At 33.7% G+C, this 21,361-nt stretch carries 18 protein-coding genes, 1 pseudogene and 1 other annotated feature; of the genes and pseudogenes, 4 read left to right on the top strand and 15 right to left on the bottom strand.

All coding sequences use genetic code 11. The annotated features are described in order from the left end of the window. Window positions 1-38: 38 nt before the first annotated feature. The 6 genes and pseudogenes from COI44_RS19785 to ilvE all read right to left on the bottom strand — a co-directional run. A pseudogene (locus COI44_RS19785) lies at window positions 39-1,160 on the bottom strand (2-isopropylmalate synthase); the annotation flags it as partial. 3 nt (window positions 1,161-1,163) lie between these two features. Then, a complete protein-coding gene (gene ilvC, locus COI44_RS19790; RefSeq protein WP_098429474.1) occupies window positions 1,164-2,174 on the bottom strand; it encodes a ketol-acid reductoisomerase in 1,011 nt (336 codons plus the stop codon). 45 nt (window positions 2,175-2,219) lie between these two features. Continuing rightward, on the bottom strand, window positions 2,220-2,735 hold the full coding sequence (gene ilvN / locus COI44_RS19795; RefSeq protein ID WP_025671139.1) for an acetolactate synthase small subunit: 516 nt from the start codon (window positions 2,733-2,735) through the stop codon (window positions 2,220-2,222). Then, entirely contained in the window at window positions 2,735-4,423 is a 1,689-nt protein-coding gene (gene ilvB, locus COI44_RS19800; protein ID WP_286164012.1) for an acetolactate synthase large subunit, read from the bottom strand. The genes ilvN and ilvB overlap by 1 nt, the downstream gene beginning before the upstream one ends. A 99-nt stretch (window positions 4,424-4,522) precedes the next feature. After that, window positions 4,523-4,758: a binding site (T-box leader), on the bottom strand. Further along, complete coding sequence (gene ilvD, locus COI44_RS19805) at window positions 4,757-6,424, bottom strand: dihydroxy-acid dehydratase (RefSeq protein WP_098429475.1); 1,668 nt, start codon at window positions 6,422-6,424, stop codon at window positions 4,757-4,759. (Overlaps the previous feature by 2 nt.) A gap of 6 nt (window positions 6,425-6,430) precedes the next feature. Beyond that, window positions 6,431-7,321: a branched-chain-amino-acid transaminase gene (gene ilvE / locus COI44_RS19810; protein WP_069032489.1), complete on the bottom strand. Its 891-nt coding sequence runs from the start codon at window positions 7,319-7,321 to the stop codon at window positions 6,431-6,433. A gap of 262 nt (window positions 7,322-7,583) precedes the next feature. Between ilvE and COI44_RS19815 the strand changes: the two genes are divergently transcribed. Further along, entirely contained in the window at window positions 7,584-7,772 is a 189-nt protein-coding gene (locus COI44_RS19815) for a hypothetical protein (protein WP_056477121.1), read from the top strand. Window positions 7,773-8,307: 535 nt separating this feature from the next. Here COI44_RS19815 and COI44_RS19820 read toward each other — a convergent pair. Together COI44_RS19820 and COI44_RS19825 are read right to left on the bottom strand one after the other, a co-directional pair. Further along, window positions 8,308-9,834, bottom strand: a complete 1,527-nt coding sequence (locus COI44_RS19820) for an ABC transporter permease/substrate-binding protein (RefSeq protein ID WP_098429476.1) — start codon at window positions 9,832-9,834, stop codon at window positions 8,308-8,310. A 1-nt stretch (window position 9,835) separates the two neighbouring features. Further along, window positions 9,836-10,588: an ABC transporter ATP-binding protein gene (locus COI44_RS19825; protein ID WP_098429477.1), complete on the bottom strand. Its 753-nt coding sequence runs from the start codon at window positions 10,586-10,588 to the stop codon at window positions 9,836-9,838. A 211-nt stretch (window positions 10,589-10,799) separates the two neighbouring features. On the opposite strand from COI44_RS19825, the gene brnQ reads away from it, so the two are divergent. Then, window positions 10,800-12,134, top strand: coding sequence for a branched-chain amino acid transport system II carrier protein (gene brnQ / locus COI44_RS19830; protein WP_098429478.1), 1,335 nt, complete (start codon window positions 10,800-10,802; stop codon window positions 12,132-12,134). A gap of 67 nt (window positions 12,135-12,201) precedes the next feature. On the opposite strand, the gene COI44_RS19835 is transcribed toward brnQ, so the two are convergent. Next, window positions 12,202-13,374 carry an alpha-hydroxy-acid oxidizing protein gene (locus tag COI44_RS19835; protein ID WP_098429479.1) on the bottom strand — a complete coding sequence of 391 codons (1,173 nt, stop codon included), beginning with the start codon at window positions 13,372-13,374 and terminating at the stop codon, window positions 12,202-12,204. Between the two features lie 403 nt (window positions 13,375-13,777). Between COI44_RS19835 and COI44_RS19840 the strand changes: the two genes are divergently transcribed. Next, window positions 13,778-14,254: a nucleoside deaminase gene (locus COI44_RS19840; protein WP_098429480.1), complete on the top strand. Its 477-nt coding sequence runs from the start codon at window positions 13,778-13,780 to the stop codon at window positions 14,252-14,254. Window positions 14,255-14,321: 67 nt separating this feature from the next. Here the strand turns inward: COI44_RS19840 and COI44_RS19845 are convergent, their stop codons facing one another. From COI44_RS19845 to COI44_RS19860, 4 genes are all read right to left on the bottom strand, one after another. Next, window positions 14,322-14,780 (bottom strand): YkvA family protein, encoded by a 459-nt coding sequence (locus tag COI44_RS19845; RefSeq protein ID WP_098429481.1) that lies wholly within the window; start codon window positions 14,778-14,780, stop codon window positions 14,322-14,324. Between the two features lie 137 nt (window positions 14,781-14,917). Beyond that, window positions 14,918-16,540 (bottom strand): ABC-F family ATP-binding cassette domain-containing protein, encoded by a 1,623-nt coding sequence (locus tag COI44_RS19850; protein WP_098429482.1) that lies wholly within the window; start codon window positions 16,538-16,540, stop codon window positions 14,918-14,920. A 124-nt stretch (window positions 16,541-16,664) separates the two neighbouring features. Beyond that, entirely contained in the window at window positions 16,665-17,303 is a 639-nt protein-coding gene (locus COI44_RS19855; protein WP_098429483.1) for an SdpI family protein, read from the bottom strand. A 13-nt stretch (window positions 17,304-17,316) separates the two neighbouring features. Continuing rightward, complete coding sequence (locus tag COI44_RS19860) at window positions 17,317-17,577, bottom strand: autorepressor SdpR family transcription factor (RefSeq protein WP_098429484.1); 261 nt, start codon at window positions 17,575-17,577, stop codon at window positions 17,317-17,319. Window positions 17,578-17,749: 172 nt separating this feature from the next. On the opposite strand from COI44_RS19860, the gene COI44_RS19865 reads away from it, so the two are divergent. Continuing rightward, window positions 17,750-18,934, top strand: coding sequence for an alanyl-tRNA editing protein (locus COI44_RS19865; RefSeq protein ID WP_098429485.1), 1,185 nt, complete (start codon window positions 17,750-17,752; stop codon window positions 18,932-18,934). A gap of 93 nt (window positions 18,935-19,027) precedes the next feature. On the opposite strand, the gene COI44_RS19870 is transcribed toward COI44_RS19865, so the two are convergent. Together COI44_RS19870 and COI44_RS19875 are read right to left on the bottom strand one after the other, a co-directional pair. Continuing rightward, complete coding sequence (locus COI44_RS19870) at window positions 19,028-19,522, bottom strand: GNAT family N-acetyltransferase (RefSeq protein WP_098429486.1); 495 nt, start codon at window positions 19,520-19,522, stop codon at window positions 19,028-19,030. Between the two features lie 228 nt (window positions 19,523-19,750). Beyond that, the gene (locus tag COI44_RS19875; protein ID WP_098429487.1) at window positions 19,751-21,352 is read right to left on the bottom strand and encodes a sensor domain-containing diguanylate cyclase; all 1,602 of its coding nucleotides are present in this window, start codon (window positions 21,350-21,352) and stop codon (window positions 19,751-19,753) included. Window positions 21,353-21,361 lie beyond the last annotated feature (9 nt).

Genomic DNA, 21,361 nt, shown 5'->3' on the forward strand with positions numbered 1-21,361 from the left:
AGAACCTCCTTTTTGCTCCATTTACTAATAATGTTTAATAAATCTGCATCTGTAATTTCTTTTTTCGAATCAGTCAAAGCTTTAAATTGAATAAACGCTTCGTTTATAATTTCTGTTGAAAAGTTGAATCCAAGTTCTTTTAATCGATCAGTAAAAGCATGACGCCCTGAATGTTTCCCTAATACTAATGAATTTGTAGAAAGCCCAATTAATGATGGGGGTATAATTTCATATGTTGTTGGCTCTTTTAGTACGCCATCTTGGTGAATACCTGATTCATGAGCAAATGCATTTGTACCAACAATTGCTTTATTCTTCTGGACAACCATACCTGTAAGACGACTAACAAGTTCACTTGTCTTCGTAATTTCTTGTAATCGTAAATTACTATTTTTCCGGTAAACATCTTCTCTAATATGTAGTGCAACGGCTATTTCTTCCAGTGCTGCATTTCCTGCTCTTTCCCCAATTCCATTTACGGTGCATTCTACTTGGGTCGCTCCAGCCTGTATAGCAGCTAGAGAATTCGCTACTGCCATTCCTAGGTCATCATGACAGTGACAAGAAAAAATTGCTTTATGATAAGACGATACATTTTCTTGTAAATATTTAAATAGATCGTAGTATTCTGAAGGACTTGTGTAACCAACAGTATCTGGAATATTAATCACATCTGCCCCTGCTCTAATGGCAGTCTCTGCGAATTCGGCAAGAAATGCTCGATCAGTACGACAGGCATCTTCAGCTGAAATTTGGACTTTTGGAAAAAAGGATTTTGCAAGCTGCACACAATGTTTAGCAGTTTCCAAAACTTCTGATCTCGTCATGTTTAATTTATATTTCATATGAATATCACTTGTTGCTAGAAATATATGAAGTCTCGGTTCTGCAGCATTTTTTAACGCATCCCATGCTGTTTTAATATCTGAATCTTTTGCTCGAGAAAGGCTTGAGACGGAGACAGAACGAATCTGTCTCGCAATCTCTTGAATACCTAAAAAGTCACCTTCTGAGGAAGCGGCAAAACCAGCCTCAATGATATCAACACCTAAAGCTTCTAGTTGTCTTGCAATTTCGAGCTTTTCAAATCGATTTAAATTAACCCCAGGAGATTGTTCGCCATCACGTAATGTTGTATCAAGAAACTGAATTTTACTCATTTTTTATTTCACCTCGACCTTTTCTTTTCTTTGGATAAATGGCATCATTGCACGAAGTTTTTCTCCTACCTCTTCAAGCTGATGTGTTTTTTCACTTTCATTAATTTCATTGTATACTGGACGACCATTTTTATTTTCGTTAATCCAGCCTTTAGCAAACGTACCATCTTGAATTTCTGCTAAAATATCTTTCATCGCTAATTTTGACTCATTCGCAACTACTCTAGGACCAGATACGAAATCACCCCACTGTGCAGTATCAGAGATTGAGTATCTCATATAGCTCATACCGCCTTCGTACATTAAATCAACGATTAGCTTCAACTCATGTAAACACTCAAAGTATGCTACCTCTGGCTGATAACCTGCTTCTACTAATGTTTCAAATCCCGATTTTACTAAAGAAGTTACACCACCACATAGTACCGCTTGTTCTCCGAATAGATCTGTTTCAGTTTCCTCTTTAAATGTAGTTTCAAGAACTCCTGCTCTAGTAGAACCAATTCCTTCAGCATAAGAAAGTGCTACATTTTTTGCTTCACCTGTTACATCTTGGTAAACAGCAAATAATGCTGGAACCGCTGCACCATCGACAAAAGTACGTCGAACAAGATGTCCTGGACCTTTTGGAGCTACTAAAAATACATCAACATTAGAAGGAGGAACAATTTGATCAAAGTGAACATTAAATCCATGTGCAAACGCAAGCGCATTTCCATTTTCAAGATATGGTTCAATTTCATTTTTATAAACAGTTGGTTGATGCTCATCCGGTAAAAGAATCATTACTACATCTGCTGCCTTTGAAGCCTCTGCAACCGTAGTTACATGTAGTCCATCATTTGCTGCAGCGTCCCATGATTTACCAGGACGACAACCAACAACTACTTTATGACCATTTTCATGTAAATTTAAAGCATGTGCGTGACCTTGTGATCCATAACCAATTACTGCAATCGTTTTCCCTACTAATACATTTTCCTTCACGTCTGTACCATAATATACTTTAGCCATTTTCAAATTCCTCCAATTTTTTGTTTTATATTTTTATATTTTTATTTAATAAGAGAGTAGCTTTTGAGCATGCTCCTTATGTTTAGCAGATCTAGTAAATGCGGTTACACCTGTTCGAGCTATTTCTTTTAGTTCGAAAGGTCTTAATAATTCAATCAAAGCCTCTACCTTATCAGAAGTACCAGTAACTTGAACGACAATCTGATCACGGCTTACATCAATAACCGAGGCTCTAAATGGTTCTATTAGACTATAAATTTCATTTCTAGTAGCTGCATTTGTACTCACCTTTATTAAGGCTAGTTCTCTAGCAATAACTGATTCTTCTGTTATATCTGCTACTTTTATCACATCAATTTGCTTGTGAAGCTGTTTAATCAATTGTTCAACCTGTTGTAAATCTTCTACATGTACGACAAACGTAATTCTTGAAATATGATCTTGTTCAGTATGTCCTACAGAAATACTTTCGATATTAAAGCGTCTTCTCGAGATCACTCCTGTAATTCGGTTAAGTACGCCACTGTTATTTAATACAGTTGATGTAATGACCCGTTTCATTATTTCACCCCTTCCATTTCATGAATTCCTTTACCAGGTGGAACCATTGGTGTAACGATTTCAGCTTGATGAACTCGACAATCAATTAAAACTGGCCCATCAAATTCAATTGCTTCTCTTAATTGACTTTCAACTAAATTTGGATCTGAGATTGTCATCCCTTTAATACCGTAAGCTTCAGCAAGTTTCGTAAAACTAGGCTGGCAGTCTAATAGAGAACTAGAGAAGCGGTCATTATAAAAAGCTGATTGCCACTGTCTTACCATTCCTAAAGCTGCGTTATTTAAAATTAAAATTTTAACTTGTAAATTATGTTCCTTAATCATGCTCAATTCTTGCAATGTCATTTGGAATCCGGCATCACCTACAATCGCTACAACTAATTCATCAGGCTTTGCAAATTGTGCTCCAATTGCAGCTGGTAAACCAAATCCCATCGTTCCGAGTCCACCTGAAGTGATCCATTTATGTGGTTCGTCAAAAGGATAATACTGAGCCGCCCACATTTGATGTTGACCTACATCCGTGGAAATCGTCGCTTTCCCATTTGTAATCGAATGGAGTAAAGTTAAGACAGTTTGTGGTTTAATAACTTCTCTACTCGGTTCATACTGTAAAGGAAAGGCTTCTTTACGACTTTTAAGTAGCTCTAACCATTCACTATGATCTTGTTTTTCTACTTTTTGTTTTAATAGAACCTTCAGAACTTCCTTAGCACATCCAACGATTGGAATATTTGTCGGGATAACTTTGTTTATTTCGGCAGGATCTATATCGATATGTGCTACAATCGCATTTTTAGCAAAGTGTGCTAAATTACCCGTTAACCTATCATCGAATCTTGCTCCGATGTTAATTAGTAAATCACTTTCATACATTGCCATATTTGCTGTATAAGTTCCGTGCATGCCCCCCATTCCTAGGAATAATTCCTCATTTGCTGGAAATCCACCTAGCCCTAAGAGCGTATTTACAACTGGGATATTAAATTTTTTTATAAATTCAGTAAACTCATCAGCTGCTTTTGCATGTAAAATTCCTGCTCCAGCTAATACGACTGGTTTTTTAGCTTTTTCAATTGCACCAATTAACTTTGTAATTTGAATATAATTTGGTTCATAAGTCGGTTGATAACCTGGTAAATGAACTTCTACTTCGTCCTTTTTTACTCCTTTTTCAACCATCATATTTTTTGGTAAATCGATGACAACTGGACCTGGACGGCCTGTAGAAGCAATATGGAATGCTTCTTTTACGATTTGTGGGACATCTTCAACATTACGCACTTGGTAGTTATGTTTTGTAACTGGCATTGTAATTCCGATCACATCTGCTTCTTGAAATGCATCCGTTCCGATTACATTTGTAGCAACCTGACCAGTAAAAACAACTAGTGGTAATGAATCCATCATCGCATCTGCTAAACCAGTCACAACGTTTGTAGCACCTGGTCCACTTGTTGCGATTACAACTCCTGGTCGACCAGTCACTCGTGCATATCCTTCTGCAGCGTGGATGGCCCCTTGTTCATGTCTTGCTAGAATGTGAGGAATATCAGCATCATAAAGTGCATCATATAATGGTAATACTGCCCCTCCAGGGTAACCAAAAATCATTTCAACATTTTCATTTTTCAAAGCATCAATTAGTAAATTTGCACCTGACAATTCTTTTGACAGAGTTCTCATCGAATGATGACTCATTTCTACTTTCCCCTCCATTTTTGGATAAAATTTACCCATTTATTCGCAATAAAAAAAGCCATAACTCCACACTTCAGCAGATGCTGAAGGGGCGAAAGACTTTTCGCGGTACCACCCTTCTTCTTAGGTTAATAACCTAACTTTGGGATTTTGGCTAACCAAAATCTGGTTATAACGTGACCAACGTTCAAGCTTACATTACAAATAATTCAGCTTGACACTCAAGAGTGAGTTTCATTAATCAAGGTCATCGGTTCACACCAGCCACCGACTCTCTGAAGATCCTTTTCATAACTACTTTTCTCTTTCAATGCTTTTTCATATTTTTAATATTCCACCTGTATTAGCAGAAGTAACTAACTTTGCATATCTTGCTAAATAACCCGTTTTAACTTTTGGTTCCTGTAATTTATATGATGATTTACGAGATTCTAATGTTTCGTTTGAAATTGATAATGTAATACTTCTTGATAAAAGATCGATTATGATTTCATCGCCATCTTCAATATATGCTATTGGTCCACCTTCAGCCGCTTCTGGAGAAATATGTCCAATTGCAATTCCTCTAGTAGCTCCTGAAAAACGACCATCTGTAATTAACGCAACTTTTGTTCCTAAGCCTCTTCCAACAATTGATGAAGTTGGTGCAAGCATTTCAGGCATTCCAGGTCCACCCTTTGGACCCTCATATCGAATGACAACGACATGACCCTCTTTAACGAGACCTTTGTCAATCGCTTCAACAGCTTCATCGTGTGAGTCAAAACAAATTGCTTCACCAATAAATGTTTGGATTGAAGGGTCAACACCACCTACTTTAATAACTGCTCCGTCGGGGGCTAGATTCCCATGTAAGATCGATAATCCGCCTGTTTGTGAATAAGGATTTTCTTTTTTACGAATCACTTCACTATCGGTGATTGTAGCTTCTTGCACATTCTCGAATAAAGTTTTTCCCGTAATTGTAATGCGGTCACTATTAATTGCTCCAGGAATGGTAGTAAGTTCTTTAATAATTGCTGGAACACCACCTGCTAAATGAACATCATGCATTGAATAGTGCGAAGCAGGACTAATTTTAGATAAATAAGGTACCCTTCTAGCTACGTCATTTATATCCTTTAAGTCGTAATCAACTCCTGCTTCATTTGCGATGGCCATTAAGTGTAAAACAGTATTTGTCGATCCACCCATTGCCATATCTAGTGCAAATGCATCATCTATTGCCTCTTTTGTAATAATATCTCTTGGTTTAATATCATTTTCAATACAATCCATTAGATGATAAGCTGCATCACGGATTAACTGATGTCTGTCTTTACTAGTTGCAAGTATTGTTCCGTTATATGGTAGTGCTACACCAAGCATCTCCATAATGCAATTCATTGAATTTGCTGTGAACATTCCTGAACATGATCCACATGTAGGACATGCTGACTTTTCAATATCGAGTAATTCTTCTACACTCATTTTTCCTGATTTAAAAGCACCTACACCTTCAAATACTGAAGCAAGAGATAGAGCCTTTCCATCTTTAGATAGCCCACCTGCCATTGGTCCACCTGATACAAAAACTGCTGGTACATTTGTACGGACAGCTGCCATTAGCATTCCAGGTGTGATTTTATCGCAGTTTGGCATATAAAATACTCCATCAAACCAATGTGCATTAATGACAGTTTCGGCTGCATCGGCAATGATTTCCCTACTTGGTAAAGAATACCTCATTCCGATATGCCCCATTGCGATTCCATCATCGACACCAATCGTATTAAACTCAAATGGAACTCCGCCAGCATCGCGAATCGCTTGTTTTACAACATCAGCCATTTCCCTTAAATGAATATGACCTGGAACAATATCAATATATGAATTACAAATCGCTATAAATGGTTTATTAAAATCTTCCTCTTTTACACCTGCCGCTAATAATAAGCTACGATGCGGCGCACGGTCGATTCCTTTTTTGATCATGTCACTTCGCACAATTTATCACCCTTGTTTTACGTAAATTTTTTCTCCATCTTCAACTACTAATTGACGAAATGCTTTTAATAATCTTTGTGTATTTGGTCCTGGTTTTCCATCACCAATCACTCGTCCATCTACCTTAGATACGCCAATTACTTCAGCTGCTGTTCCTGTTAAGAAAACCTCATCGGCAATATAAACATCATGTCTAGTGAACAATTTTTCCTCAACTTCGTAACCTAATGTGTCACCTAATTCCATAATTGCATTTCGAGTAATTCCTTCTAATGCACCTGCTGAACTCGGTGGAGTAATTAACTTATTCCCTTTTACTAAAAAGACATTATCTCCTGAACCTTCAGCTACAAAGCCTTGATCGTTTAGCATTAATGCTTCTTGAACACCAGCTAATTTCGCTTCAATTTTTACTAATATGTTATTTAAGTAATTTAAAGATTTAATTTGTGGATTTAATACATCACTTCGATTTCTTCTCGTTGCTACTGTTACAATTTCCATACCATTTTCGTATAGTTCTTGTGGGAACAGTGCTAGTTGTTCTGCAATGACAACAACATTTGCTCTTGGACAAGAAGTTGGATCTAATCCAAGATTTCCTTCACCTCTTGAGACGACGAGTCGAATATAACCACTATGTAAATTATTTCGATTTACTGTATCAACAACAATTTGTGTTAACTCTTCTAAAGAATAAGGAATCGTTAATAAAATTGATTTTGCTGATTCATATAATCGAATGAGATGTTCTTTTAAGCGAAATACATTGCCATCGTAAACGCGAATCCCTTCGAATACTCCATCTCCATATAGATATCCATGATCATATACAGAAACTTTAGCATCTTGTTTTTGAACGAATTCACCATTTAAAAAAATCTGTTGCTCTGTCACGGTTAATCCTCCTCAAGAGTTAAAATATTTGTACTTACTTTATTCCAATCTACTAAATAAATCAATAAGTTTTTAGAAAATTTAAAATTCACATTTTATTCAAATGTTGTACAAATATTGGTAAATCAACAATGAAAACCTTTACATTTTTTTAAAATAATTTTTCGACAAAATTCTACCCTTGAAAAATCTTTTTAAAAGGATTATCATATGATTACTTTATACAGAATTTTCTGTAAATTAAAATCGGAGGCGAGTAAAAATGGCTACTTTACAAATTAATGGGACTGTTAACGAAATCAATGAAGTGTTGAAAGTAATGAGTAATCATTTTGACATTCAGATTAAAGACGAAAAATCCGATCAGGAGTATTCAGTAGATTTCTCTTATGAAGAATGGGAAAATGATTCTTTTGTAAGTGAGATGTTAACAGGAGCCTATAATGATTAAACATTAAAATTCTTATCGTGTGATAACAAAAAGAGGGTAGCCGATTATTTAGGCAACCCTCTTTTTTATTAGTTGGTCTGAAGTGGTGCAAATAGACGGCCGACTGCAAATAAGTCTTAGTTGAGTGCAAATAAAGGATCTGTCTGTGCAATTAAGGGATGAAAAGCTGTAAATAAACGGTGGAGTGCAATTAAGGGATCCGTCAGGTGCAATTAAGGGATGAAAAGCTGCAAATAAACGGCGAACTGCAAATAAAATTAATGAATCTGCAATTAAATCTAGCAAAAGTGCAATTTAAGATACAAAATTCCCCCTACAAGTTAAGGTATTTCATCCCAAAAACTGTACATATGTTCATACACTTTAAAAGAAAACTAGCAATTTCCCACTAATTCTATCTATATCGAATAAAAAATCGCTACGAATCTGCTAAAAATATAAATTGTGATAGATCAGAGCTTTACGTTCAAACATATTACAACAAAAAAGGACCGCTTTGATCAGTTCCCCTGACCAATAAGACAGTCCATTTCGTTTATTTTAGCAAACCCTCATCCTTCAAAAACTCTCTAGCAACACTTTCGGCAGATTTTCCTCCAACATTTACTTTATAATTCATTTCTCGCATTTCATCATCCGTTATTTTATTTTTTAATTTATTTAATATAATTTTGACTTCTGGATATTTTTTAAGTGTTTCTTTTCTCAGTAGAGGTGCACATTGATATGGTGGGAATAAATTTTTATCATCGATTAACACTTTCATGTTATAACTTTGGAGCTCACTGTCAGTTGAATACGCGTCGATTATTGAGAGATCGCCCGATTGAATTGCGTCATATCGCAATTTTGGCTCCATCGTTTTTAAATTTTGGAACTTCAATCCATATAATTTTTGTAATCCTAAATATCCGTCTTCACGATCTGTAAATTCTAACGTGAAACCTGCTTTTAACTGATTTTCTACTTTGGTTGCATTTGAAATTGTTTCGATTCCAAATTGTTTTGAAATGTGTTCAGGAACAGCTAATGCATAAGTGTCATTAAATTTCATAGGTTCCAAATAGCTCAAATTATACTTTTTTGCTAAACCTTCAGCAGCTTGTTCATATACTGCATTTGCATCATTACTAGCAGCCTTTTCTTTCAAAAAAGTTGAAATGACCGTACCTGTATATTCTGGATAAATATCAATGTCACCTTTTTTTAATGCATTAAATACAAATGTTGTTTTACCAAAATTGGGCTTAACTTCAACGTTTAGATTCGTTTCATCCTCAATCATTAATTTATACATATTCATTATAATTTCTGGTTCAGCACCTAATTTTCCAGCAATCACTAGATCCGTTTTATTCCAAGATTTAATTGTTAATGGAGAAAATAATAATGCTAATAAAATAAAACTAGCAGTTATTATTCTTAATGAAAAACTCTTAAAACTCCTCTTCTCTATTAATATTAAAATAAAATCAAATATAATGGCTAAAAGTGCAGATGGTATTGCCCCTATAATGATTAAATTCATATCGTTTCGGTCGATTCCTAATAATATTAAACTACCTAAACCTCCAGCTCCTATTAAGGCAGCGATTGTTGCAGTTCCAACAATTATGACCATCGCAGTTCGAATTCCCGCCATCATAATTGGTAATGCTAATGGTAATTCAACCTTAAAAAGTCTTTGTCTACCGTTCATCCCTAACCCAGTTGCTGCTTCTAATAGGATCGGATCGATCTCCTTAATTCCGGTATATGTATTTCGCAAAATCGGCAATAATGCATAAACACTTAACGCAATTACTGCTGGAATCTTTCCAATACCAACCAATGGTATTAAAATCCCTAACAGTGCCAATGAAGGAATCGTTTGAATAACTGCTGTCGTTCCAATTACAAATTCAGAGAGAACTTTCTTCCTCGTTAAGTAAATTCCAATTGGGACAGCTATAATTATTGCAATAATTAGTGCAAATACTGAAATTTGAATATGCTCTAACAAAGCAGTTAATAATTGCTCTTTTCTATTTGCAAGAGTCGTTGTAAATGAAGTGAGAATCATCTTATATTCCCTCCTTTACAACAGCTTTACCACGATAATTGTCGATAAATTGATCAACAAAAGGATTGACTGGATTATTTAAAATTTCATCCTTCGTACCTACTTGAATTAGTTCACCATCGTGCATGATCCCGATTCGGTCTCCTAAATAAAATGCCTCGTCTAAATCATGAGTAACAAAAAGAATCGTTTTATTAATCTTAGTTTTTAATTGCTTCAGGTCCTTTTGTAATTGTAATCTTGTAATCGGATCTAATGCACTGAATGGTTCGTCCATTAATAATAAGTTTGGATCCCCTGCTAAAGCCCTCGCTACACCTACCCGCTGTTGTTGGCCACCAGATAATTCTGAAATTTGTCTTTTACTAAATTCCAAAGGATTTAATTTTACTAATTCTAATAATTCTCGAGTGCGTTCTTTTATTTGTGCTTTGTTCCATTTTTTTAATTCTGGTACGATTGAAATATTTTCTTCAACATTCAAATGGGGAAATAGTGCAATCTGTTGAAGTACATATCCAAACTCTCTCCGCAGCTTATGCTCATCATAATCTTTAATGTTTTTATCGTTATAAAAAATTTCACCGTCAGTTGGTTTAATTAATCTATTTATTAATTTAATTGTTGTTGTTTTTCCACAGCCACTTGGGCCAATTAAAACAAAGCATTCACCTGATTGAATTGAAAAAGATAAATCCTGAACTGCAATTTTTCCATTGGAAAACCTAAAAGATATATCTTGAAATTGGATCATTCTAGTCCTCCCTTAAAAAAGCCTATAAGTATATATAGTTAAAGGACAAGTTTACTTATGCTTTAAGAAATAAAAATTAGGACAAAAGAAATTTTTTTTCATTCTATATGAAAATTGTAAGAATTTTAGAAGATTTTGTAGTAAATAGGATTGTTTTTTGATAGAATGAGAAAATCATTTTTAAAAAACAACTATGTTTGAGGTGAATTATTTGAATACTTTAACAAAAAAAGAAATACTGTTTATTGGATTTATGTTATTTTCTATGTTATTTGGTGCTGGTAATTTAATTTTCCCAGCATACATCGGACAAGCAGCCGGAGAGAATGTATGGCAAGCAATTATTGGATTTATTATTTCGGATGCAGGCATTGCGATTTTAGCATTTATAGCAATCGCAAAATCCGGTAATTTTGATACGCTTGTAAAGAGAGTACATCCTATTTTTGCGCTTCTCTTCCCGATGGCAATCTACTTGTCAATCGGACCTGGCCTTGCAATTCCACGAGCTAGTAGTCTGGCATATGAAATGGGAGTTAAACCATTTTTGTCCGAAGGTTTGGCTATTTCGCCAATAGGACTATTAATTTATACGATTGTGTTTTTTAGTATCGTTTATTGGTTTGCTAAATCACCTTCAAAATTAGTTGACAGATTCGGTAAAATTTTAACTCCAGCTTTACTAATCTTAATTTTTATTGTTTTTATCAAAACAATGTTTACAGATTTATCTAGTTTTAAGGATGCATCCTTAACATACAAATCTAATCCTGTCTCACAGGGAATTTTAGATGGCTATCAAACAATGGATGGGATTTGCGCATTAATCTACGGGATTGTTTTCATCAATATTTTTCAAAGATTAAATGTTACAAAGCAAAAATTACAAATTAAGTATTTAATTATTTTCGGTTTAATTTGTGCATTATTATTATCGATGACTTATTTTATAATTGGCTACTTAGGTGCCTCAGCAACGATTACTGGACAAATTGACAATGGAGCAATCGTCTTAACAACAGTAATGAATCAATTATTCGGCAATGGTGGAACGATTGTTTTAGGACTTATTTTTACACTTGCATGTTTAAGTGTTTGTATTGGTTTAATCACATCATGTTCTCAATATTTTAATAGTATTTTCCCTAAATTGTCTTATAAAAAATGGGCAATCTTATTATGTTTTGTTAGTGGATTCGTAGCAAATTTAGGACTTACGCAAATATTAAAAGTATCTGTTCCAATATTAGGACTTTTATATCCAGTGGCAATTGCGCTGATTGTACTAGCACTTTTACATGATCAATTACCATTTAAAGGTAGACCTGTTTATTTAATAACAATTTTATTTGTTGGAATTTATAGCTTAATCGAGATTATCAATTCATCATTTTTAAATAACGGACTAAATGAATTATTATCGATTGTTCCGATGCAAGAAAAAGGATTCGGTTGGGTAATACCTGGTTTAATCGGTTTTGTAATTGGATGTATGATGGAAAAGTTTTTCGTTAAAGAAAATACTGAACTAAAGAACGCAGCATAATTCTATGCTAAAAAATAAAGAGCGACTCATTAGTCTAAGCACTCACTGAGATCGCTCTTTTTAATTTTTAAAAATGTTTACTAAGGTTTTCTTTCACTAACAAAGATGGCTTTAATTCACTGATCCTTTTTTGTCCGGATAAAGCCAACGTTAAATCAAAATCAGCTAAAATATTTTTCATTACTTGGACTACCCCGTTTTTACCTGCAAGAGCTAGGCCATACATATACGGTCGACCAATTAATACTGCATCAGCACCGATTGCTAATGCTTTATATACATCTGATCCCCTTCTAATGCCACTATCCATTAAAATCGGTAATCTACCTTTTAATTCACTACAAATACTCTCTAATGCATCTAAAGTACTAATTGTTCCATCAACTTGTCTACCACCATGATTTGAAACGATAATGCCATCCATACCATATTCAAGAGCAAGCATCGCATCGTCCTTATGTAAAATCCCTTTTAATAAAATAGGTAATTTAGTTTGATCTCGCAAAAATGCTAAATCTTCCCATGTTAATGCCGGATTGCCAAATAGTCTTGTCCATAATAAAATGGCTGACTGTGGATCTTCTTCAGGTGATTTAGTTAAGCGTGAGCGAAATACAGGATCCTCTAAATAGTTACCAATACCTTGGCCTTGTAAAAATGGTAAATATGCATTTTCAATATCTTTTTCTCTCCAACCCATAATCGAGGTATCAAGCGTAATAACAATCGCTTCGTAGCCATTTGCTTCAGCCCGTTTCATCATACTTGCTGCTATTTCCATATCACTACTACAGTATAATTGATACCATTTAGGTGAGTTTCCTAGAACAGTTGAAACCTTTTCTAAAGAGTAAGTAGATGCAGTACTAGTAATGTATGGAATATTCAATTCTGCTGCTGCTCTAGCAGCTTCAAGTTCCCCTTCTGGATGCGCAATCGACTGAACACCGATTGGAGCAAATAAAATTGGCGAATTATATGTTTTGCCGAATAAATTTATACTAATATCACGCTCAGCCACATTACGTAACATACGCGGTACAATTTTCCACTTATCAAATGCTACACGATTTTCATTCATCGAGCGCTCACTACCAGCGCCCCCAGCTATATAATAAAAAGGTCCTTCCTCTAATTGATCTTGTGCTAACTTTTCTAAATCCTCAAATCTAACAGGAATCTCACTTTTTTTCCCGTCACTATAAACTTGCAATTGAATATAATTTCCGAAGTTCTTCATTCGAAACACATCCTTAAAAAAGTTGTAACCGATTACATATTCTAAATCGGTTCAAATAACTCCTTTAAATTCCTGAATAAATTATTCGACATTTTCAATATTTATAAGTTTTCTTATCTCGTTAAGCACTAACTTTTATATTAAAAATTTTTGTCTGAATTATATTACTCTATTATTATTTTTCATATAAAAAATGAATATTCTTACTTTATATTGATTAAATATGTTCTTAAATACATTAATAGAGTGTACAAATAAGTAAGATACCCTTTTTAATATAATGGTTGATTTAAAGAATTGTATATCGATTAACCAATTTGATTGACTACTTATTTATATTAATTTAAGAGATTAGATAAATGTAATTACCTTTCGCCCTTATTACTATAAAGGTGGTGTTAGTTTGAATCACTCTGATTGGATTAAATTAAGTGTTAGACTTGCTTACGAAAACTTATTAAATAAGAATGGTGGGCCATTTGGAGCAGTTATTGTCCAAGATGGAAAAGTAATTGGTGCCGGCGTAAATGGAGTCACAACTTTAAATGATCCAACTGCACATGCAGAGGTCCAAGCAATTCGAAACGCATGTCAAAATTTAGGTACATATTTATTAAAGGATGCTGTCTTATATACTAGCTGTGAACCATGCCCGATGTGTCTAAGTGCCGCCTATTGGTCTAGAATTTCAAAAATATATTATTTTTTCACAAAAGATGATGCTGCAAAAATTGGATTTGATGATGCACATATTTATAATGAACTTTCATTGCCATATGAAGATCGAACAATCCCTAGTGAACAAATTATGATTAAAGTCAAAGATATCGAAAACCCTTTCATTGTTTGGTCAAAAGAAGATAGTCATGTACATTATTAAACAGTATAGAAAAGGTTGCTCATTAATAAATAATGGGCAACCTTATTTTAATTTTGATTTTTAAACTTTAATCTTTTAGCTCATGATCTTGCTCTGACTCTTCAATTTCCACTAAATTTATTAAATCATCTTTTTCGTTATTATTTTCTTTCCAAATTTTATACTTTTCAATATCTTTGTTAATTTGTTTAAATGTATACGCTAAAATCGTTGCATCATCTAAAAAGCCTAAGCCTACGATAAAATCTGGTATTGCGTCAATAGGACTGACAAAATAAATTAATGCCCCGATTACTGTCAAAATTGATTTTGTGGAAATATCTCTATAACTACCATTAATATATGATTTAAATAGATCGATAAATAAATTTACTTTTCCCCAAGCTTCACCTAGCGCGCCTTTTTTATCTGGTGCCAGCTTAGCTGCTTTTTTCAATAAATTCGTTGATTTTTCTTTATTTCCTAAATAGGAAGAAGCTTTCTTTAAATACTTTTTAAAAAACTTATTTTCATTTAACTCAGACATTTTTTCTCCTCCCTTTTTTATAGTTTAACAAATATGAAAACAAGATGAAAGTACGAAAAACCACTAATCAATTGATTAGTGGTTTCACTCTTTTCACAAAGATTCACTTTCAACGTGAAAGGCCTGTTTCGTTGGAATTACTTTTTATATAACTCTTCTACTTGCTTTTGTAAATCCTTGTTCTCTAAGAACTCATCATAAGTACACTCTTTATCAACTAAACCGTTTGGTGTTACTTCAATGATACGGTTTGCAATTGTTTGAATGAACTGATGGTCATGAGATGTGAATAAACCTGTGCCTTTGAATGCAATTAAACCATTATTTAATGCCGTAATTGACTCTAAGTCTAAGTGGTTAGTAGGATCATCTAATACTAATACGTTTGCTCCACTTAACATCATTTTTGATAGCATACAACGAACTTTTTCTCCCCCAGATAGAACAGAAGCTTTTTTCATTACTTCCTCTCCTGAGAATAGCATACGTCCTAAGAAACCACGTAGGAAGCTTTCAGACTCATCTTGTGGAGAGAACTGACGTAACCATTCGATTAAGTTCATATCACTTTTTTCGAAGAACTCAGAGTTATCTTTAGGGAAAAATGCTTGTGAAGTTGTTACACCCCATTTAAATGAACCAGTATCTGGCTCCATTTCACCCATTAAGATTTTAAATAAAGTTGAAATTGCAACGTCATTTTTACCAACAAACGCAATCTTATCACCTTTATTAACAGTAAAACGCACATTATCTAATACTTTTTCACCATCGATTGTTTTTGAAATTCCGTCAACAGTTAATAAATCATTCCCAACTTCTCTCTCTGGCGTAAATCCAACGAATGGATAACGACGAGAAGATGGTCTAATATCATCAAGCGTAATTTTATCTAAAAGTTTTTTACGAGAAGTAGCTTGTTTTGCTTTTGATGCATTAGAGCTAAATCGAGCAATAAATCCTTGTAGTTCTTTAATTTTCTCTTCTTTTTTCTTATTAGCATCAGACATTAATCTTTGAGCTAATTGACTTGATTCATACCAAAAATCATAGTTACCAACATAAAGTTGAATTTTACCAAAATCTAAATCAGCCATATGCGTACATACTTGATTTAAGAAGTGACGGTCATGTGATACAACGATAACTGTGTTTTCAAAGTTAATTAAGAAGTTTTCTAACCATTGAACAGCTTTAAGATCTAAGTTATTCGTTGGCTCATCTAGTAAAAGAATATCTGGTTGACCAAATAATGCTTGAGCAAGTAAAACTTTTACTTTCTCGCCTGCTTGTAATTCAGCCATTTTTTTATCATGTAAGTCTTCTGTAATGCCAAGACCTTTTAATAAAATCGCAGCTTCTGATTCTGCTTCCCAACCATTTAACTCTGCAAACTCACCTTCAAGTTCTGCAGCTTTCATGCCATCTTCTTCAGTGAAGTCTTCCTTCATGTAGATTGCATCTTTTTCTTTCATTACTTCGAAAAGACGAGTATGACCCATAATAACAGTTTGAAGAACTTCAAACTCTTCATATTCAAATTGGTTTTGTTTTAATACTGCAAGACGCTCACCTGGCGTTACAATTACATCACCTGTTGAAGGCTCAATATCACCAGATAAAATTTTAATAAAAGTAGATTTACCCGCACCATTTGCACCAATTAAACCGTAACAGTTACCTGGTGTAAACTTTATATTAACATCATCAAATAATTTTCTGTCCGCAAAACGCAAACTAACATTGCTTACTGTAATCATTTTAATTATATTCCTCCAACTCTTTTGCTCTACTCTTTACAATACCATACTTTAAAGGGAAATTAAATTTTTTCTAAAATAAATTCAAAAACATTCTCCAAATTTTGTAAAAAAACAGCTTAATTTAATTTTTCATTTCCTTTTTAAAGGCAATATATGAGTATATAGTTGTGAACCCAACTAAAAATATAATCAATGGAATGACAATTATTCCTTTGTTACTCACTGGTATAAAATAAAGCAATAAGAAACATAACCCAATGATCATAAATAATCTACCGCTAACTCGATGAGTTTTTTTCCAAACATTTTCATTACTTAATGTCCATGGTGTTCGGACGCCTATAAAATAATTCGAACGAACATGAGGCATATAATTTCCTAAAAACATAAACAAAAGGCCAATAAAGAGAAAGCTCATTGAGCCAATATGAACGTCATAACCTAATCCATAAAATAAAACACTCATATTAATTAAAAAGAAAATTAATAAAATCCCTGTAGCCATAAAGTACAAGCTTTTTTGGAATAACTTATAATTCTCTTTTCTTGGATCAATCTTCGGAGTTACAATTGGCAATAAATAAACGAAAAGCATGATCGCATGTAGCTCGATAAACGTTTGCATTTTTGAATCGTAATTATTAACATTACCTGAAAAATCCCAGTGAACTGGTAGTTGACTTGGTAAATTATGAAAGTTAATAATCCATAATACTAGTGAAGAAACAAATAGTAAAATTGCTATGATATGCTTTTTCAAAATAAGTCACCTCTCAATTTTTTTCTTTAAAACTATACGCCCAACTTATAATTTCTTGGAAAACCGTCATATTTAGAGAGTAAATAATAAATTGCCCCTTCTTTTCATCTTGAATTAATTGAGCTGACTTCAATATTTTAAGATGCTGCGAAATACTAGGTTTTGACATATCGAATTGTTCTGAGATTTCTCCAGCAGTTAAATCCTTCTCTTTTAATAGATCTAAAATTTTCCTTCGAGTTGGATCCGATAATGCTTTAAATAATTCGTTCACATTTCACACCTCTAAGATTTAGTATTTAGTTAATTAACTAAATACTAAAATCTATTTGTCTAATTGTCATTTATGCTAAAATTAGAAATGGATTATTTTAAGTTTTTATTTCGTTTCTATATAATTTAAATAAAACATCAAATTTGGATATTAAAAGATTAGAGGTATTATCATGGCAAATAAATTATATTTTGAACACCCCTCATTAAAAAAATGGTTTACTAAAATTACAGACATTAAAGAAGTCGATTCTTTGTTTCACATCAAACTTGAAGATTCTGCATTTTATCCTGAAGGTGGCGGGCAACCATCTGATTTCGGTACAATTAATGGAATCGAAATTGTTGATTTAATAGAAGATGATGAAGAAGTGATCCATGTCTTAAATGCAAGACCTGATACAATTGAAGCAACTTGTGAGATAAATTGGGACCGTAGAATTGATCATATGCAGCATCATAGCGGCCAACATTTACTTTCAGCAACAATTATTGAACTATTTGACGTACCTACTGTAAGTTTTCATTTAGGAAAAGAGACCGTTACAATTGATTTAGATACACCTTCTCTTTCTGCTGAACAATTAAATCAAATTGAAAGAGCAGTATATGAAAAGATTCTTGCTAATATTGAAATTAAAACTTACTTCGTAAATCAAGAAGAATTAAATGCACTTCAACTACGCAAATTACCAAAAGTTGAAGACAACATTCGAATTGTTGAGATTATACATACTGATTTATCTGCTTGTTGTGGTACTCATGTAAAACAAACGGGTGAAATTGGATTAATTAAATTAATTAAAACTGAAAAAGTAAGGCAATCTACTCGACTTCATTTTAAATGTGGCTATAGAGCACTTGAAGAAGTTCAAAAAACTAGTAAAATATTATCAAATATTAATCAATTATTTAATACACATACTGATCAAGTTAAGGATAAAGTCGAAACGACGATTAATGAATTAAAAGAAGCGCAAAAAGAAATCGACAAAATGAAAGAAACGATTTTTAACTCAATCTCTAACGAGTTACTATTAAATGCAACGAATGATATCATTATTAAAACATTTGAAGAAGAATCAGTAAAAGACTTACAGCTACTCGCAAAGGTAATCCAATCTAAAAAATCTTCATTACTTGTTTTTTCAAGTGTAAAAGAGAAAAAATTATTGCTAATAAATCAGCTGAAAAATGATGTGCACTGTGGAGAACTAATAAAAAATTTACTAAAACAGATTGAAGGAAAAGGTGGCGGCGGTGCTCTGCAAGCACAAGCGACATTTGAAACTTCAATCCAATTAAAAGAAGCTGAAAATACTCTAAAATGTATTCTTCTTCCTCGGGTAAATGTATAATTCTATATTTAATGAAAAAAGAACAATTGCGAACTACTTATGTCCGCAGTTGTTCTTTTCTTAGTTGCGCTATAAAATAAAATGCAATTAAATTTATTCAACCAAATACTTATAGAATTTTTTATCAACCTTCATCACTGGAAAATTCTCAGGCAAATCGGTAACTTCTACACTTGTAAATCCATTTTTTTCATAAAATCGATGAGCTGCTAAAAATTGAGGGGTTGTTCCAAGATAAATTGCTTTTATTGACATTTCTTTCGCCCATTTAAAGGCATTATTTAATAAGAGACTTGCCGTATTATATTTTGAACCTCTGTATTCTTTGTCTACAAACATCTTTCTTAATGCAACTTCTTTATTACCTATGTCTAAAAGACTGATTGTACCAACTACTTTATCGTCATAAATTGCCACCCAAAAGTTCCCGTTTCCATTCTGGTAAAATTCTTCTATCGTAAACAAATCAGGCTGGTCTTCCATAGTAATTTTAATATTGTATTCCTGTTGTTGAATATCAAGAATTAAATCTACTACTTGAGCTTGAAAATCATTGGAATATTCTTTCAAAATAGGACTGCTGTTCATAAAATTACACCGCCTTTAAAATATTAAGACATTGCTCTTTTCAATTTAACCACTTATCTTACTGTTACTTCTTTATTCAATATTGAGATCGATATGTCCTTTTTCTTATTTAATTAAATTTAAAGCCGTTTTTTCCTCCTTCTTATAAACTACCTAATGTGCAAACTATACGAATGTAAAATGAAAATTGTTTAAAATCAAAGAAAAAAGCTAGTCCTTCGACTAGCTTTAAAGGTCGTATTCCCCAATCACTTGGTTTTTGCCATTTTGTTTTCCTTTATACATAGCTTGATCAGCTCGGTCGATACTTTCTTGAACGCCATTTTCTTCATTGTAGACCGATACACCAAATGTAACTGTAACAGGTATGAGATTGCCCATTACTTCATATGGATGGTTTTCAATTTGTTGGCGTAACCGTTCGGCGAGTTCCATCGCTTGTTTGTAACCCGTTCCAGGAAGAATAAGAATAAATTCTTCTCCGCCCCAACGTCCTAGGATATCGCTTGCTCGAATAGAATGCTCGACTGTCTTCGCACTTTCAGTTAAGACATAATCGCCCACACTATGACCATAGCAATCATTGATTTGTTTGAATGAGTCGATATCAAATAAGATAAAGGTTAAGTCATTTTTCTCTTTCTTCGTCTGTAAGATTTCAGTTTGAATTCGCTTTTCAATACCTCTACGGTTCAACGCATTGGTTAAAGCGTCTTTGGTCGACAAAACATGTAATTCCGTGTTGTCTTCGGCTAATTCAGAGACAAGCGTTTTAAGCTGTTCCTCTGCTAATTTCCGTTTTTCGGCAATCCAGAAAATCCAAACAACTAGCGTCGAGATTAAAATGATGACAAACAGTCTCCCGCCAATTATATGTGCTTTTTCCTGGTTTGTTAAGACGTAATAAAACGACCAGTCCGTTCCGGCTATTTCTTTTTTTAGCACTTCCACACCATGTATTTTTTCGATATGATCACTTGGCATCGTTTCAATCGCATGTAGAAATGCGTTTGGATGGTATGGGTCTAGTTGGCTGATGTTTGCTATTTTTGTTGTTGATAAGAATGATTTGTCAGATGAAGCGATGATTTCCCCTTTTTTGTTAGCTAAAATGCTAGTAGCCCCTTTTGTTAATTGCTTGCTGAGCGATTCAAATGTGATGTCGATTGAAATGGCTCCGATATAGTGGCTGTTTACATCAACTGGCGCAGATACAGTGACCATCATACCTTTTCCAGCGCGATCTAAATAAGGTTCACTCCAATAAACAGTTCGATTCGGATTTTCTTTAATAGTACCGAGTTTCGTTGTATCCTCGTTTAGAGATTCTTTTGAAAATTTAAATTCATTCGATGGCACAAATGGGTACAAATTAATGAAACCATTTAAACTTGTATAATAGATCCATGCTATATTTGGAAATGCATTGTAAGCTTCTTTGAAATAAGGGTTTAATTCTTCAGCGAGTTCGATTTCTCGTTTCTTCTTAGGTGTATCGTCGATTGGCCCATTCCCTGTGATGTTTCCACTATTAAACTCGAGTGGGGTCCCTTCGATTTGATCAGTTGAAAACGTATTCGTCGATTGATCGTATTTTAAGTAGCGGAGGTCGCTTGGCTTTTTCATTCCGTTCGTTAAAGTTCTTTCTGAGAACAAACTAAGCATTTTGACGAATTCTGCGCTATCCTTTGTATATCCTTTAATTTTATAGGCATCGTTTTCAAAATTGTTTTCAAATCGCGTTTGTTCCGTTTGGTTGAAATAGACGAATGACACACCAACAAACAAAATAGCGATAAGAGTGACAATTATCATTCGAAGTGTCTTCACCTGTTTCTC

Source organism: Bacillus sp. AFS088145, assembly GCF_002564465.1.
Lineage (GTDB): Bacteria > Bacillota > Bacilli > Bacillales > Bacillaceae_G > Gottfriedia.